This window comes from Mesorhizobium sp. M1252 (assembly GCF_040318265.1).
Taxonomy (GTDB): domain Bacteria; phylum Pseudomonadota; class Alphaproteobacteria; order Rhizobiales; family Rhizobiaceae; genus Mesorhizobium.
Window position 1 is genome coordinate 26,757 of record NZ_JAMYLX010000008.1, and the last position, 15,287, is coordinate 42,043.

Genomic DNA, 15,287 nt, shown 5'->3' on the forward strand with positions numbered 1-15,287 from the left:
AATTGACGCGTAAAGCCAGCCCGACCATCGCGCTGTTTCCCGAAGCCAGTTTCGGCGCCGCGTTGAATTGCGTCGGTATCGCACAGGCATTGCGCGCACGGGGCGCTCGCCCCGTCTTCATCTGCCATGCCGGCTTCTCCGGCGTCTTTACCGACTATGGCTTCCAGGAATACCATCTGCCGACGGATGAGCCGCTGAGCGACAGCGAGCGGCAGAGCTATTGGCAGGCCTTCGTGCGCCGGCACCTGCCGCATTTCCGGCTGAGCCCGATCGACCAGCTCGAGACCTATGTCGCGCCGACCTGGCAAGCGATCGTCGACACCGCCGTCAACGCCGAGGCGCCGCTGCGCCAATTGCTGGCGCGGCTGAAGCCGGATGTGGTGGTGCTCGACAACGTCATCATGTTCCCGGCGATCGCCGCCGCCGGCTGCCCGTGGGTGCGCGTCGTCTCCTGTGCCGAGACGGAACTGCCGGATGCCGAGGTGCCGCCCTATCTCTCGGGGATGGGTGCCGACGACCCGCAACGTGCGGCGTTCGAAGCGCGCTATCTCGCGGCCTCCGCACCCGCGCATGAGCGCTTCAACCGTTTTCGCGCGGATGCCGGCCTGGCGCCGTTGCCCAAGGGCCTGTTCCTCGAGACATCACCCGACCTCAATCTGCTGCTGACGCCAGCGATCGTACGGCGTGAGCGGGCCGAGCCGCTCGACCCCAAACGCTTCGTTTATCTCGAAGGCTGCGTGCGCTCGGAAGGGCCGTTCGAGGTGCCGGTGTTTCCGCGCAATGGCGGGCCGCTGGTCTATGTCAGCTTCGGCAGTCTCGGCGCGATGGATGTCGGGCTGATCGAACGCATGCTCGCCGTCTTCGACCGGCTGCCGGCGCGCTTCATCGTCAATGCCGGCGGCCTGCGCGACGCCTATCGCGCGGTGCCGGACAATGTCTATCTCGACGCCTGGTTTCCGCAGCCTTCGGTGGTGGCGAAGTCGGACCTGTTCATCCACCATGGCGGCAACAACAGCTTTTGCGAGGCGCTGCGCTTCGGCGTGCCGTCGCTGATCATGCCCTATTGCTGGGACGGTCACGACAATGCGCAACGCGCGGGAGAGACAGGTGTCGGCGACCATATCGGCCGCGACGCCTGGACGGAAGGGGGATTGGAGAGAGCCATTCTCGGCCTGCTGGCCGACGATGCGATGCGCGCCCGCCTCAGGGACAATGCTGCCAAGATGGCGCTGACCCCTGGAACGGATGTGGCCGCGCAAGCCATACTCTCTCTCATAGGTACGTGAACCAAAATGCAGGACAAAAATACCAACACCGCTCTCTTCACCGGCAACGATCCCAAGGCCTGGCTCGCCCAGCACGGCATCACGGAGGTCGAGTGCCTGGTGCCCGACATGAATGGCGTGCTGCGCGGCAAGGCGCTGCCGACGGTGAAATTCCTCAAGGCGCTGGAAGACCGCGCACTCTACCTGCCGAGCAGCGCTTTCCTGGTCAGCATCGATGGCCGCTACTCCGGTTCCATCGACGAAGGCTTTGCCTATCAAGACCCGGATATGCGCATGGTGCCTGATATGTCGACGCTGTGCCTGGCGCCGGGCGGTGGCGTCGGCAAAGCCTATGTCTTCGCCGACGCCTTCCACATGCAAGGCAAGCCCTGGATGGCCTCGCCACGACATGTGCTGCGCGCCGTGCTCGATCTCTACCGGAAGCGCGGTTGGCGCGCGGTGGTGGCGCCGGAAATCGAATTCTATCTGACCGCGCCCAATCCGAATCCCGACCAGCCGCTGACGGCACCGGTTGGCGCCAATGGCCGCGCCGAGGGCTCGCAGCATCCCTATGACATGGTGGCGCTGGAAGAATTCGAGCCGGTGATAAGGCGCGTCTATGATTATGCCGCAGCCGCCGGCCTGCCGCTCGACACGCTGATCCATGAGTCCGGCACCGCGCAGCTGGAGATCAATCTCTTGCACGGCGACGCGGTGCCGCTCGCCGACCAGGTGCTGCTGTTCAAGCGGCTGACTCGCCAGGCGGCGCAGCAGAGCGGCATGCACGCGACCTTCATGGCCAAGCCGATCGCGGCGCAGGCGGGAAGCTCGATGCATCTGCACATGTCTGTCGTCGATGAAACGACAGGCGCCGAGCTGTTTGCCGACAGAGATGATGCAGACACCGAAATGTTCGGCCATTTCATCGGCGGCCTGCAGAGATATGTGCCCGAGATCATGCCGCTGTTCGCACCCAACGTGAACTCGTTCCGCCGCATCCGGCCGAACCACAGCGCACCGGCCAACATCGAATGGTCGCATGACAACCGCTCTTGCGGCCTGCGCGTGCCGGCAGGTGGCCGCGCCGCCCGGCGGGTAGAGAACCGCTTGCCGGGAGCGGATTGCAATCCCTATCTGGCGATCGCCGGTTCGCTGCTTGCCGGCTATCTCGGCGTCGAGCAGAAGCTGGCGCGCTCGGCTGAGGCCTCGGGCAATGCCTACAGGATCAAAAGCACGCTGCCGAAAACGATGGAGGAGGCGCTTGATCGTTTCATTGCTTGCGAGCCGGTGCGGGCATTGCTCGGCGAGGATTTTTTCCAGACCTATCTGCGCGTCAAGAGCGTCGAACTCGACCTGTTCCAGAGCGTGGTGACGAGCTGGGAACGCGACCATTTGCTGCTGAAGGTGTGATCATGGCCTCCGGCTCAACAGGTTTCAATTCGAGCCTCGATATCGGCAATTCCTATTATGTCGCCACCGCCAATCCGGCGCCGGACCATCCGGCGCTGGTGGGAGATGTCGGCGCCGATCTGGTGGTGGTCGGCGGCGGCTGCACCGGCCTGTCGGCCGCCCTTCATGCCGCCGAGCGCGGCCTGAAGGTGGTGCTGCTCGAAGGCGGCAAGATCGGCTGGGGCGCGTCGGGCCGCAATGGCGGCCAGATGATCCCTGGCCTGCGCAAAGGCGCCAAGGGGTTGGTCAAGCTTTACGGCCCCGAGCGGGCGAAGGCGCTGTTCGACCTCGCCTTCGAGGCGCGGGGCCTGGTGCTCGACATCATCGAGCGCCACGCCATCGATTGCGATCTGCGGCTGACCGGCCATCTCGTCGGTGCCGTTAATGGCTCCGACCTCAGGGATCTCGAAGACGAGGCCAAATGCCTCGAGAGCGTGATGAAGTTCCGCGACGTCGAGATCCTGTCGGCGGCGCAGGCACGCGGCAAGGTGGACACGCCCTATCATGGCGCGATGTATGAGCCGCTTGGCGGCCATATGCATCCGCTGAACTACACGCTCGGCCTTGCCCGTGCCGCCGTGGCGGCCGGTGTCGTCATCCATGAAAATTCCGTCGCGGTAAAGCTGGAGCGCGAGCCTTCGATCCGGGTCTCGACGGCGCAGGGGTCGGTAAGGGCCAAACATGTCGTGCTGGCCGGCGACGCGTTGCTGCATGGGCTGGAGCCGCGCGTCAACAGCCGCATCATGCCGGTCGGCAACTACATCGTCGCCACCGAACCGCTGGAGGGCAAACACAATGTCATCCCGGCCAATGTCGCGGTGTCCGACACGCGCTTCGTCGTCAACTACTACCGCATGTCGGCGGACGGTCGGCTGCTGTTCGGCGGCGGCGAGCGCTACACGCCATCGCCGCCGGCCGACATCGCCGGCTTCGTGCGGCCGCACATGGAGGCCACCTTCCCGCAACTGAAGGGCTGCCGCATCGATCATGCCTGGGGCGGTCTGGTGTCGGTGACCACGTCGCGGCTGCCGCATGTCGGGCACTATGGCGAGGTCTATTTCGCGCATGGCTATTCCGGCAAGGGCGTCATCCTGTCAACGCTGTCGGGCAAGCTCTTGGCCGAAGCGATTACGGGCGACGCCTCGCGGCTGGACCTGTTCTCGACGCTGACGCCGATGCCGTTCCCGGGCGGTACAGCGCTGCGGGGCCCGCTCTATGTGCTGGGGATGTTGTGGTACGCCATGCGCGACCGCATCAAGCATTGAAGGCTGCGGCCGGCGGGCGCGAAATCATTGGAGGCGATTGCATGCGTGATTTTCAGTTCCCCGGCCGCTCGCCAGTTCGCGCGACAGAAGCGATGGCGGCGACATCGCATCCGCTGGCGACGCTGGCCGCCATCGACATGCTGCGCTCCGGCGGCAATGCCATGGATGCCGCTGTCTGCGCTGCGGCGGTGCAAGGCGTCGTCGAGCCGCAATCGACCGGCATCGGCGGCGACTGTTTTGTGCTCTACAGTCCCAAAGGCGAGGGCGATGTTCTCGCTTTCAACGGCTCGGGGCGTTCGCCCGCTGCGGCAACCGCCGAATGGTATCTGGAGCGGGGGCATAGCGAACTGCCTGCGGCCGGACCGCATGCCGTCACCATACCAGGCGCCATCGATGCATGGTGCCGGCTACTCGAGGACCACGGAAAAAAGGGCATCGACGCCGCGCTGGCGCCAGCCATTCGCTATGCCGAACAAGGCTGTGTCGTTTATGATCGCGTCGCCTTCGACTGGGCCGACGAGGTCGCCCTGCTCTCAGCCGATGAACACGCCGCGCGCATATTCCTGCCCGAGGGAAGGGCGCCGCAAGCCGGCGATGTGCATCGGCAGCCGCACTTGGCGGACACCTTGCGCATCATCGCCAACGGAGGCCGTGCAGGGTTTTATGAAGGTGAGGTCGCGGACGATCTGGTGGAACGTCTTCGCGCGCTGGGCGGGCTGCATGCATTGGAGGATTTCGCCGAGACCCAAGGCGACTACGTTACGTCGGTGAATACGTCCTATCGCGGCTACGATATCCATCAGATGCCACCGAACAATCAGGGCATGACGGCGCTGATCATGCTGAATGTGCTTTCGGGCTTCAGCCTTGGTTCGTTGGAGCCGAACAGTGCCCAGCGGCTGCATCTCGAGATCGAAGCCGGCCGGCTTGCCTACCAGGACCGCGATACTTTCATCGGCGACCAGGATTTCGTCCAGGTCCCCGTCGAACAACTGCTGTCGGCAGCCCATGCGGAGCGGCTGCGCGCCGCCATCGATCCGGCCCTCGCCATGACGCATCTGCCGCGGCTTGAGCTGTCGCGCAGCGACACCGTCTATATCTCCGTGGTCGACCGCGACCGCAATTCGGTCAGCTTCATCAACTCGACCTTCGGTTCCTTCGGCAGCGGCGTCGTCGGTCCCAAGACAGGCGTCGTGCTGCAGAATCGCGGCAGCAGTTTTCGCCTCACGGAAGGCCATCCAAATCGTATCGCGCCGCGAAAGCGACCGATGCACACCATCATGCCTGGCATGGCGACGCGAGGGGGTAAGGTGGTGATGCCGTTCGGGGTGATGGGCGGCGGCTACCAGCCGTTCGGCCATGTCCATCTGCTGACCAACATGATCGATTTCGGGATGGACCCGCAGCAGGCACTGGATGCGCCACGGGTGTTCTACAAGGACAATGCCGTGCTGGCCGAGCGCGGGATTCCGGCTGAGGCGATCGCCGGCCTGCGTCAGCGCGGCCATCAGGTTTCGATCGCCGAGGAGCCGCATGGCGGCGGCCAGTTGGTGCTGATCGATTGGGAAAAGGGCACGCTCACCGGTGCCTCCGATCCGCGCAAGGACGGTTGTGCGCTGGGCTACTGATCTGCGTTGCTGGAATGCGCATTCAGAACCAGATCAGCCAGACAAGCTGCAGGATTACCAGTGCAATGGCGTCCCAGAAGATGAGTTCGCCCATCGAGAACCAGCGCCGCGACCGGTTGAAGCTGTAGAACAGCCACCCGACCAAGGCTGCGGCGGCCAGCGGCACCAAAGCGAGCAGCGTGCTCACGGCAGTCGCGCTCCCGACACCGCATCGAATGTGTGCAGCGCCGCCGGCGGAAAGTGTAGATAAAGCGGCTGGCCGGGATCGAAAGCGCGATCGACATTCACGGTCCTGACGATCAGCGCGTTGGCCTCGCTCGTGGCGAAGATCAGCACGTCCGGCTCGACCGGTTCGACGACGTCGACGGCAAACAGGATGGCATAGCCGGCAGTCGCGTCGACAAGCTGGATCTGCTCGGGGCGAATGCCGAGCACGATGGGACCATCAGGCTTTCCCGGAAGCGGGCAAGTGAAACCGCTGGCGTGGAAGACGCCGGCGCGGACATCGCCATCGAACGTGTTCATCGCTGGACGGCCGATGAATTCAGCGATGAAGCGATTGGCAGGCCGCCGATAAATCTCGCGCGGGTCGTCGTACTGGATCAGTGCGCCTTCGCGCAACACCGCGACCCTGGTCGCCAGCGTCATCGCCTCTTCCTGGTCGTGTGTGACGAAGACGAAGGTCTTTTTCAGCTCGCGATGCAGACGCTTCAGCTCGGTGCGCATGTGGAGCCGCAACAAGGCGTCGAGATTGGACAGCGGCTCATCCATCAGACAGAGGCTAGGTTGCCAGACCAGGGCGCGGGCCACGGCGACGCGCTGCGCCTGGCCGCCCGACAATTGCGAAGGGCGGCGGTCGAGGTAACGGGTGATTTCGAGCAGCTCGGCCATGGCGCGGACGCAGCGGTCGAGCTCGGCAGCCGGCATCTTTCGGATGCGCAAGGGATAGGCGATGTTCTCGTAGACGCTCTTATGGCTGTAGAGCGCATAGTTCTGGAACACCATGCCCATGCCGCGCAGGCGCGGCGGCAGGTCGGTGACATCGCGACCCTCGACCATGATGCGCCCGGCGGTCGGCCGCTCCAGCCCGGCGAGCAGCCGGCAGGCTGTCGTCTTGCCCGAGCCGGAGGGCCCGAGCAGCACGAGGAATTCACCGGGCTCGAAAGCAAGGTCGAGCGCCTGCAGCGCCACCGTCCCATCGGGGAAAGCCTTGGTGACGCCGTCGAAAACAATTGCCATGCGAGATCCCTTCAACCCTTGACCGCGCCGAAGGTGAGGCCGCGGACGAGCTGTTTCTGGACAAGGAAAGTGAAAAGCACGATCGGCAGCGTCGCCACGATGGCGACCGCCGCGACTTGGCCCCATAGCGTGCCATGCGGCGTCACCAGCCCCGGTATGCCGACGGTCAGCGGCCGCCCGTCGAAGGCGACGAGGATGAAGGCGTAGAGGAACTCGTTCCATGACAGGATGAAGCAGAGCACGGCCGTCGCGCCGATGCCGGGCGCGGCCAGCGGTGCAACGACGAAGAAGAAGGCGCCGAGCCGCGAGCGGCCGTCCATCATCGCGGCCTCGTCGATCTCCCTGGGGATTTCGGCGAAGAAGCCGCGCATCATCCAGACGACGAGCGACAGGTTGAAGGAGGTGTGGGCGATCACCACGGCGTAGATGGTGTCGATCAGGCCAAGCGAGGTGAAGAACAGGAACAGCGGCACGGCGATCGAGATCGGCGGTGCCATGCGCGTGGTCAGGAAGAAGAAGAACAGGTCTTCCTTGCCGGGGAAATTGGAGCGGGCAAAGCCGTAGGCAGCCGGCGCGCCGATGACGATGCAGAGCACCGTAGACGACACCGAGATCAGCACCGAGTTGATTGCCAGCGGCCAGTATTCCTTGTCGATGAAGACGGCGGGATAGTTGGCAAGCGTCGGCGAAAAAATCCATTTCGGCACAGAAGACAGAAGATCGACGCGGTTCTTGAACGACGCCAGCACCATCCAGACATAAGGCGTCAGCGCCACCACGACGGCGACGAGCAGCACGGCCCAGGCAAAGCTCCTCCAGGCGCGGTTGGTGGATTGATCGATCATCGCAGCGCCCTCAAAACGCCCCCACCTGCTTGCGGCTCGACCAGTAGACGGCCTTGTAGAAGACCGAGCACAGGATCAGCACGACGAGATAGATCATGAAGGCGACCGCGGCGCCGTAGCCGAGGTCCCAGTTGCGGAAGTTGACGCGGTAGGCGTAGATCGACACCAGTTCGGTCAGCGTTCCCGGACCGCCGCCGGTCATCAGGAAAACCTTGTCGAACTCCTTGAAGGCATCGATGCCGCGCAGCAATAACACCAGCGCGATGACGGGCCGCAGCAGCGGCAGCATGACATCGCGAAAGATCTGAAACGGTTTGGCGCCATCCATCATCGCCGCCTCGAACGGCGCGCGCGGCAGGCTCATCATCCCGGCGAGCATGATCAGGGTGACGAAAGGCGTCCACTGCCAGACATCGATGGCGACGATGGTCGGAAACACCAGGTCGGGTGCCGAAAGCACCGCCGAATTCTGCGCCAGCAGGCCGACCTTGCGCATGTAGAAGGTGAGCATGCCGAAATCGCCCTGCAACAGCAGCCGCCAGATCAGCCCGACGGCGACCGGCGCGATCATCATCGGGATGAGCAGCAGTGTGGTGAGAAGCCGCTGGCTGGCGACGAAGCGGAAGATCAGGAAGGCCAGCGCAAAGCCGAGCAGGAACTCAAGGCCGACGGCGATGACGACGAATTTCACCGTCAGCAGGAACGATGCCCAGAAGAATGGGTCGTTGCGCATCAGCTTGCGGAAATTGTCGAAACCGACGAAGGCGCCAGCATGGCTGGCGTCGGCGAAGCTGAGGTCGGTCAGCGCGGTGTAGACCATGTAGTAGAACGGGCCGACCAAAAAGACGACGACGAGCAGTGTCGCCGGCAGCATCAAGAGCGGCCCCACCCCACGGTCGAGAAGCGGCATTCCGCGCGGCGATGGAGTGCGGTTCGTCACGGGCGTTTCCTGCGGACAAGAACGGCTACCCGCTTGTGCGGGTAGCCTCTGCGCGACATCTCAAGGCCTATCGTGCCGGATAGGTCATTGGTGCGCAAGAACCGAGCAATGTCGAGATATCGGTGGCGGCGGTGTCGAGGGCGGCCTGCGCCTCCTTTTCGCCGGCAAGGTAGGACGACAGTTCGCGCACCAGTATGTCGGTCATCTCGGCCGATTGCGGCAGCGTCGCCTTCGGCACCGCATGCTCGTTGGCCTCCATCGAAGCCTTGGCATAGGGCAGCTTCTGCACCTCCGCCGAAGCATAGACATCGGGCCGACCTGAAGCGCCGCCATTGAGATGCTGCTCGAGCTGGCGGTCATAGCCCATCATCCACTGGACGAAGAGGAAGGCGGCCTGCTGGTTCTTCGAATAGACCGGGATCAGATAGGTCCAGCCCTCGACCTGGCCGATCTTGCCGCCGTCGCCTTGCGGCACGAGATCGAAGCCAACCTTGCCGACCACGGTGGAGGCCGTGGTGTCGACCGATACGGCATAGGTTGCGTCGTTCCACATAATCAGCTCGGCGACCTTGGCTTGCTGCATCAGCGCCATGACATCATCCCAGAAATAGTTGAGGCTGTCCGGCGGCGAGAATTGCAGCAGGCTCTTGTAATATTCGAGCGAGGCGACGGCCTTGGGGCTGTTGACGATGACCGGGCCGCAGGCCGAGCCGCTCTTCACGTCGAGCACGTCGCCGCCGAAGGAATAAAGGAAATTGAGCCACTCATACCACAGCGCCTCATGGCGCTTGCCCTGCAGGGCGGTGCCGTAAAAACCCTGGTCGGGGCGATAGAACCATTCGGCGATATCGCGGTATTGCTTCCAGTCCTTGGCGGGAGCGAGGTCGTTGCCATACTTGGCCTTGAAGCCTGCCTGCTCCTTGGGATCGGCGAGCAGGTCCGAGCGATACCACATGAACATGTTGAGCACTGTGAAGGGGAAGCCGTACTCCTTGCCGTCATACCAGGAGATTTCGTGCCAGGCGGTCTGGTAGAGCTGCTTCTCCGGCTCGAAGCTCGGATCGCGCAAAGCCGGGTCGGCCATCATCTTGGCGATTTCGACCAGATGGTTGTTGGTGGCGAACTTGCCGAGTTCGCGATGCGGCTGGATGATGACGTCGTAGCGGCCGCGGTGCGAGTTGAGATCGAGCTGCACCTTGTTGACGGCTTCCGAGTGCTCGTACATCTCGACTTCGACATGGATGCCGGTCTGTTTTTCAAACTCCGGCGCCATCTTCTTCAGCGCTTCGAGCGGCGGCAGCGCCTCGCCGACCATGCGGATGGTCTGGCCGCTATAGGGTTTCGACGCCTCTTTCAGATCCCACGCGGCCGCTTGTGTCACTTGCCACGTCAGGGGCCACACAAATACGGCTGCGACGAGCAGTCTGGACGCGGTACGTCTCAGCGGCTTGAGCATTCTTCCCTCTCCCTAGAAGTCGTGCCTGGCGGGCCGGCGCCCGTTCTGTCATAAAATGTGTGGTACTGCAAATCAAAATGTGGCACCTTGCAACAAATGGCTGGGAGGTGTTAACAGACCGGCAGCAAACCGGCTTTCCCGACCAGGCGAGGGACCTTTCGGATGGACTTCATCTTCATGCTGACGCGCCACGATCGCACGGTCGAGGACTGTCTCGACCTGGTCGATTTGATCGAGCCGGTCGGCCTGAAGCATGTCGGCTTCAAGGATATTGGCGTCGCGCCGGATGTGCTGCGCAAGCTCGCTGTCGCCATTGGCCGGACAGGCGCCACCACTTACATGGAAGTTGTCTCGACGACGGCTGAGGCCTGCCTTAATTCCGCGCGCATCGCCAGGGATCTCGGCATCCAGCGCCTGCTCGGTGGTACTCAAGTCGACGAGATCATGGCGCTGCTGGAGGGGAGCGGCACCGAATACTACCCTTTTCCCGGGCGGCCGGTCGGCCATCCAACCAAGCTCGGCGGCTCGGCCGAGGACGTCGAGGCCGACTGCCGGGCCTTCGCCGAGAAGGGTTGTGCGGGATGCGACATCCTCGCCTATCGCGCCACCGAGGCCGACCCGGCCGAACTGGTGCGCGCAGCCCGGCGCGGGCTTGGTCCGTCGCGGCATCTGATTGTCGCCGGCGCCGTGGCATCAGCCGATCGGCTCAAGGCGATCAAGCTGGCCGGCGCCAACGCTTTTACCATTGGCACAGCGATTTTCGATGGCTCCTATTCGCCGACGAAAGGTTCTATCCTCTCGCAATTGCGGGATGTCCTCGCGGATTGCGAGCGCGTCTAATGCCAGTCATCGGCATCGATCTCGGCACACAAAGCCTGAAGGCGGTTGTTGTCGATGACGAATTGCAGCTGCGTGGCGAGGCCGGTGTGTTGTACCAACCGGCCTTCCCGGCGCCCGGCTGGGCCGAACAGAATCCGGCGCTGTGGCTCGCCGCGCTCAAGCCGGCGATTGCCGGCGCGCTCGACAAGGCTGGGCTTGCACCGTCCGATATCAAGGGCATTGCCATTGCCGGCCAGCTCGACGGCTGCGTCGCGGTCGACGACAGCGGTGAGGCGCTGGCGCCGTGCATCATCTGGATGGACCGGCGCGCGGTCGCAGAGATCGCCGGCATCGATCCGGACTTCATCCGTGAGCGCACCGGTCTCGTTCTGGACGCCACCCATATGGCGGCGAAAATCCGCTGGGCCGCGCGCAACCTGCCCGAAGCGCGCCGGGTGGCGCTCTGGCATCAACCGGTATCGTTCGTGGTCGCGGCGCTGTGCGGTCGTGCCGTCATCGATCACGCGCTGGCCTCGACAACCATGCTCTATGGACTGAAGGAGCACAACTATGCCGGTGATCTGCTGGCGGCCTTCGACATCGATGCGACCAAATTGCCCGGCATCGACGATGCATCTGAGATCGCCGGCGCCTTGACCCACGCCGGCGCCGAGCTCACCGGTCTGCCTGTGGGCACGCTGCTGGCGGTCGGCACCGGCGATGATTTTTCGGCCGCCATAGGCGCCGGGGTTGTCGTGCCCGGTGTCGTCGCCTGCAATCTCGGCACGGCCGAAGTGGTCGGCGCGGTGTCCGGCACGCTTCGCCTCGACCCCGGCGGCCTGGTCGAGACCCATGGCTTTCTCGGCGACGGCTATTTCATCTCCAACCCCGGATGGCTCTCGGGCGGCGCGGTGACGTGGTTTCTAACAACCTTCGGCGTCGATTCGCCGGCGGCGATGTCGGAACTGGCGGCGGCGGTGGTTGCCGGCAGCGACGATTTGCTGTTCCTGCCGGCCTTGTCCGGTGCCATGGCGCCGCGCTGGATCGCCGAAGCGCGTGCCGCTTTCTACGGCCTGACATCCTTCCACGGCAAAGCGGCCTGCGCTCGCGCAGTGCTGGAAGGCTGCGCCTTCGCCATGCGCGACGTTGTCGACCGGCTGGACGAGCTCGGCATAACAACCGGGCGCATCCGGCTCTCAGGCGGTGGCGCGCGCAGCCGGGTGTGGGGGCAAATCCGGGCAGATGTCAGCGGCAGGCCGGTCGAGATCGCGGGTGCGGCCGATGCCTCGCCGATCGGTGCGGCAATCCTTGCCGCCGCAGCCATCGGCCTTACCTCCTCAGTGCGGCAGGCGGCTGAAAGGCTGGCCGGCCACATCGAGACGATCGACCCTGATCCTTCCGCCAAGGCCGCCTACGACAGAAGTTACCGCCGGTATCGCACCTTGTTCGATGCCCTGACCCCGCTTCATGCTGACTGACCGGACTGCATCCTATGTCCAGACAAATGCTCGATCGCCTTATTGCCGGCACGCTGCCTGACCCGGATAGCCAGGGAATGCTGTCGGTGCCGCTGAAGACCATCGTCATAGGGCGCGGTCTCGGCGACGAAGCCGATGCGCTGGTCAAGCCGCTGCCGCTCGGCCGCAGGCTCGCCGTTGTCATGGATCCCGACACAAGGCTGGCTCTCGGCGAGAGAGTGTCCATTGCGCTGCGCGGCTCGATCGATGTCGACAAGATCATCCTGCCGCGCCATCCGCATCCCGACATGGACGCCGTGCGATCGGTGATCGCCCGCACGAAAGACGCCAGCGGTCTGGTCGCGGTCGGATCCGGCTCGATCAATGACATCACCAAATATGCCGCCCATCTGACCCAAAAGCCCTATGCGGTGTTCGGCACCGCGCCGTCGATGAACGGCTACACCTCGGTGTCTGCGGCAATCACAGAGGACGGCCTGAAGAAATCGCTGACGGCGAGCCTGCCGGTCGGTGTCTTCCTCGATCTCGATGTCATGGCGCGAGCGCCGCACCGGCTGATCGCTGCCGGCTTCGGCGATTCGATGGCGCGGCCGACCGCGCAGACCGATTGGCTGATGGCGCATCTTTTGCTCGGCACGCCCTACAGGCAGGCGCCGTTCATGCTTCTGGCCGAGGACGAGAAGGCGCTCATCGCCAAGGCCGGCGAACTCGGGACCGGCGACCTTGAGGCGATGGAAGTGCTGGTGCGCACGCTGGTCATGTCCGGTCTCGGCATGACACTGTGCGGCGGCTCTTATCCGGCCAGCCAGGGCGAACATCTGATCGCCCACTATATCGACATGCGGGGCCAGGGATTGCCTGAGGCGCATCACGGCGAACACATAGCGGTGACGACGTTGACGATGGCGCGGCTGCAGGAGCGCGTGCTGGCACTGCCGGAGCTGCAGCTCGCGCCGTCCGCGGATACGCCAGAACGCTTCATCGAGATCTTCGGCGAAACGCTCGGACGTTCCTGCTGGGCGGCATTCAAGCCCAAGCTGCTGGACCGCGAACGGGCAAACGCCATCAACACCATGCTGGCCAAGCAATGGCGCTCGCATCGTGAAAGGCTGGTGCGGGTGGCACGCCCGGCGCGCGAGATCGCGGCAGCACTGCGCGCCGCCGGCGCGCCGACCACGCCGCAGGAGGTTGCCATACCGGCTGGCTTCTACGACGAGGCGGTCGCCAATGCCCGGCTGATCCGCGACAGGTTCACCATGCTCGACGTCGCGGCTGCCTCGCTCGAAACGGTTGCGGCGGGAGCCTGAGCGGGTGCTGCGTCCGCTTGCCGACTTCACCGCGCTAGACCGGCGCAACATCGCCGTCGTTCTGACCGATATCGACGACACCTTGACCGACAAGGGACGGCTGCCGGCAAAAGCCTATGCGGCGCTCGAGCGGCTGAAGCAGGCCGGCTTCCTTGTCGCGCCGGTGACCGGCCGCCCTGCCGGCTGGTGCGACCTGATCGCGCGGCAATGGCCGGTCGATGGCGTGATCGGCGAGAACGGCGCTTTCTATTTCCGCTATGACGGCACTGCCAAGCGCATCGTTCGTCACTATGCCAGGAGTGCCGGGGAAAGGCAGGCTGACGCGGCGCGCCTGCGCGAGATCGAACGCGCCGTGCTCGCGGAAATTCCGGGTGCGGCGGTCGCCGCTGACCAGGCCTATCGCGAAGCCGATTTGGCGATCGATTTTCGCGAGGATGTCGCGCCGCTGCCCAAATCTGAAGTGCTGAAGATCGTCGCTATCTTTCAGCGCTATGGAGCGGCGGCGAAAATCTCGTCCATCCATGTCAATGGCTGGTTCGGCAAATACGACAAACTGTCAACAAGCCGGCTATTCTTGCGCGACTGTTTTGGTATAGACATAGACCACGACAAGGACAGCATTGTCTTCGTCGGCGATAGTCCAAACGATGCGCCAATGTTCAGCTTCTTCCCCAACAGCGTCGGTGTCGCTAATGTGCTGGACTTCGCCGGCGAACTTCCGGCATCTCCTGCCTTCGTCACAAGCGGGCGCGGCGCGCAAGGGTTTGCCGAGCTTGCCGACGCACTGATTGCTGCAAAGGGAATGGAATAATCATGGATCAGGGCCGACTGACGAAGAAGGAGCGGCACGCGCTTATCCTTTCGGAAGTGCGCCGGTCGGCGTCCATCCGCATCTCCAAACTTGCACGGCGCATCGGCGTCGCCGGCGAGACCATCCGCCGCGATCTTATCGAACTCGGCGATGCCGGGCTGATCAACCGCACCTATGGCGGTGCGACGATCTCGCTGGTGACATCAGAGCCGGTGATTTCGGAGCGCGGCCTGACCCTGGTCGAGGAGCGCGCCCGCATCGGCCGCGGCGCAGCGGGCCTGGTCCAGAAGGGCCAGATCGTGATGATCGATGGCGGTTCGACCACTTATGAGGTGGCGCGCAACCTTTCGCAGCTGAAGCGCGACCTGACCATCATCACCAATTCCACCGGCGTGGCCTCGGTGGCCGGCGCCAATCCGACCTTCCGCGTGCTGCTTTGCCCCGGGACCTATGACAGCCGCGAAGGCAGCGTGCTTGGCGAAGACACCGTCGAGTTCCTGCGCCGCTACAATGCCGACGTCGCCATTATCGGGGCATCGGGGATAAGCGCCGATGGTCCGAGCGACATGATCTCGGGCGCCGCAGCCGTTAAACGCGCAATGATATCGCGTTCACTGTCGACGGTGCTGGTGGTGACCCACGACAAGTTTGGCCGCAGCAGTCTGGAACGCATCTGCGGGCTCGATGACATTGCCGATATCGTCACCGACAGCGAACCGAAGGCCGACCTGCGCACTGCTGCCGAACAGGCGGGCACGGAGCTGCATGTGTTTGCCGCCGACTGA

Annotated in this window: 14 protein-coding genes; 9 read left to right on the top strand and 5 right to left on the bottom strand. The window is 64.1% G+C overall.

Annotated elements, in window-relative coordinates; translation table 11 throughout:
- Positions 1-2: 2 nt before the first annotated feature.
- Genes NKH22_RS17365 through ggt form a run of 4 tightly spaced genes read left to right on the top strand, consistent with a single transcriptional unit; the run spans position 3 to position 5,607 of the window.
- The gene (locus NKH22_RS17365) at positions 3-1,286 is read left to right on the top strand and encodes a glycosyltransferase (protein WP_023685713.1); all 1,284 of its coding nucleotides are present in this window, start codon (positions 3-5) and stop codon (positions 1,284-1,286) included.
- 6 nt (positions 1,287-1,292) lie between these two features.
- Positions 1,293-2,675, top strand: coding sequence for a glutamine synthetase family protein (locus NKH22_RS17370; RefSeq protein ID WP_023686654.1), 1,383 nt, complete (start codon positions 1,293-1,295; stop codon positions 2,673-2,675).
- Positions 2,676-2,677: 2 nt separating this feature from the next.
- Positions 2,678-3,979 (top strand): NAD(P)/FAD-dependent oxidoreductase, encoded by a 1,302-nt coding sequence (locus NKH22_RS17375; RefSeq protein WP_031201307.1) that lies wholly within the window; start codon positions 2,678-2,680, stop codon positions 3,977-3,979.
- Positions 3,980-4,020: 41 nt separating this feature from the next.
- Positions 4,021-5,607 (top strand): gamma-glutamyltransferase, encoded by a 1,587-nt coding sequence (ggt, locus tag NKH22_RS17380; RefSeq protein WP_352543180.1) that lies wholly within the window; start codon positions 4,021-4,023, stop codon positions 5,605-5,607.
- Between the two features lie 22 nt (positions 5,608-5,629).
- Here ggt and NKH22_RS17385 read toward each other — a convergent pair whose 3' ends face one another.
- The 5 genes from NKH22_RS17385 to NKH22_RS17405 form a co-directional block, all read right to left on the bottom strand.
- Complete coding sequence (locus NKH22_RS17385; protein WP_023698833.1) at positions 5,630-5,794, bottom strand: hypothetical protein; 165 nt, start codon at positions 5,792-5,794, stop codon at positions 5,630-5,632.
- Complete coding sequence (locus NKH22_RS17390) at positions 5,791-6,846, bottom strand: ABC transporter ATP-binding protein (protein WP_023707568.1); 1,056 nt, start codon at positions 6,844-6,846, stop codon at positions 5,791-5,793. Before NKH22_RS17390 ends, NKH22_RS17385 begins: the two co-directional genes overlap by 4 nt.
- An 11-nt stretch (positions 6,847-6,857) precedes the next feature.
- Positions 6,858-7,691: a carbohydrate ABC transporter permease gene (locus NKH22_RS17395; protein ID WP_352910247.1), complete on the bottom strand. Its 834-nt coding sequence runs from the start codon at positions 7,689-7,691 to the stop codon at positions 6,858-6,860.
- A gap of 10 nt (positions 7,692-7,701) precedes the next feature.
- Complete coding sequence (locus tag NKH22_RS17400) at positions 7,702-8,631, bottom strand: carbohydrate ABC transporter permease (protein WP_155927090.1); 930 nt, start codon at positions 8,629-8,631, stop codon at positions 7,702-7,704.
- Between the two features lie 67 nt (positions 8,632-8,698).
- Positions 8,699-10,012, bottom strand: coding sequence for an ABC transporter substrate-binding protein (locus NKH22_RS17405; RefSeq protein ID WP_023692040.1), 1,314 nt, complete (start codon positions 10,010-10,012; stop codon positions 8,699-8,701).
- Between the two features lie 237 nt (positions 10,013-10,249).
- On the opposite strand from NKH22_RS17405, the gene NKH22_RS17410 reads away from it, so the two are divergent.
- The 5 genes from NKH22_RS17410 to NKH22_RS17430 are packed head-to-tail and all read left to right on the top strand — an operon-like array spanning position 10,250 to position 15,287.
- Entirely contained in the window at positions 10,250-10,927 is a 678-nt protein-coding gene (locus NKH22_RS17410; RefSeq protein WP_023692039.1) for a beta/alpha barrel domain-containing protein, read from the top strand.
- Positions 10,927-12,384 carry a xylulokinase gene (locus NKH22_RS17415; RefSeq protein ID WP_023692038.1) on the top strand — a complete coding sequence of 486 codons (1,458 nt, stop codon included), beginning with the start codon at positions 10,927-10,929 and terminating at the stop codon, positions 12,382-12,384. Before NKH22_RS17410 ends, NKH22_RS17415 begins: the two co-directional genes overlap by 1 nt.
- Before the next feature lie 14 nt (positions 12,385-12,398).
- The gene (locus tag NKH22_RS17420) at positions 12,399-13,691 is read left to right on the top strand and encodes an iron-containing alcohol dehydrogenase (protein WP_081725345.1); all 1,293 of its coding nucleotides are present in this window, start codon (positions 12,399-12,401) and stop codon (positions 13,689-13,691) included.
- A 7-nt stretch (positions 13,692-13,698) separates the two neighbouring features.
- A complete protein-coding gene (locus tag NKH22_RS17425; protein ID WP_352910450.1) occupies positions 13,699-14,502 on the top strand; it encodes an HAD-IIB family hydrolase in 804 nt (267 codons plus the stop codon).
- Between the two features lie 2 nt (positions 14,503-14,504).
- Complete coding sequence (locus NKH22_RS17430; protein ID WP_023686645.1) at positions 14,505-15,287, top strand: DeoR/GlpR family DNA-binding transcription regulator; 783 nt, start codon at positions 14,505-14,507, stop codon at positions 15,285-15,287.

Bases quoted from the DNA above. Each gene is read 5' to 3' on its own strand.
- NKH22_RS17370 (WP_023686654.1), top strand. From the start codon at position 1,293: ATGCAGGACAAAAATACCAACACCGCTCTCTTCACCGGCAACGATCCC.
- NKH22_RS17375 (WP_031201307.1), top strand. From the start codon at position 2,678: ATGGCCTCCGGCTCAACAGGTTTCAATTCGAGCCTCGATATCGGCAAT.
- ggt (WP_352543180.1), top strand. From the start codon at position 4,021: ATGCGTGATTTTCAGTTCCCCGGCCGCTCGCCAGTTCGCGCGACAGAA.
- NKH22_RS17390 (WP_023707568.1), bottom strand. From the start codon at position 6,846: ATGGCAATTGTTTTCGACGGCGTCACCAAGGCTTTCCCCGATGGGACG.
- NKH22_RS17395 (WP_352910247.1), bottom strand. From the start codon at position 7,691: ATGATCGATCAATCCACCAACCGCGCCTGGAGGAGCTTTGCCTGGGCC.
- NKH22_RS17410 (WP_023692039.1), top strand. From the start codon at position 10,250: ATGGACTTCATCTTCATGCTGACGCGCCACGATCGCACGGTCGAGGAC.
- NKH22_RS17415 (WP_023692038.1), top strand. From the start codon at position 10,927: ATGCCAGTCATCGGCATCGATCTCGGCACACAAAGCCTGAAGGCGGTT.
- NKH22_RS17420 (WP_081725345.1), top strand. From the start codon at position 12,399: ATGTCCAGACAAATGCTCGATCGCCTTATTGCCGGCACGCTGCCTGAC.
- NKH22_RS17430 (WP_023686645.1), top strand. From the start codon at position 14,505: ATGGATCAGGGCCGACTGACGAAGAAGGAGCGGCACGCGCTTATCCTT.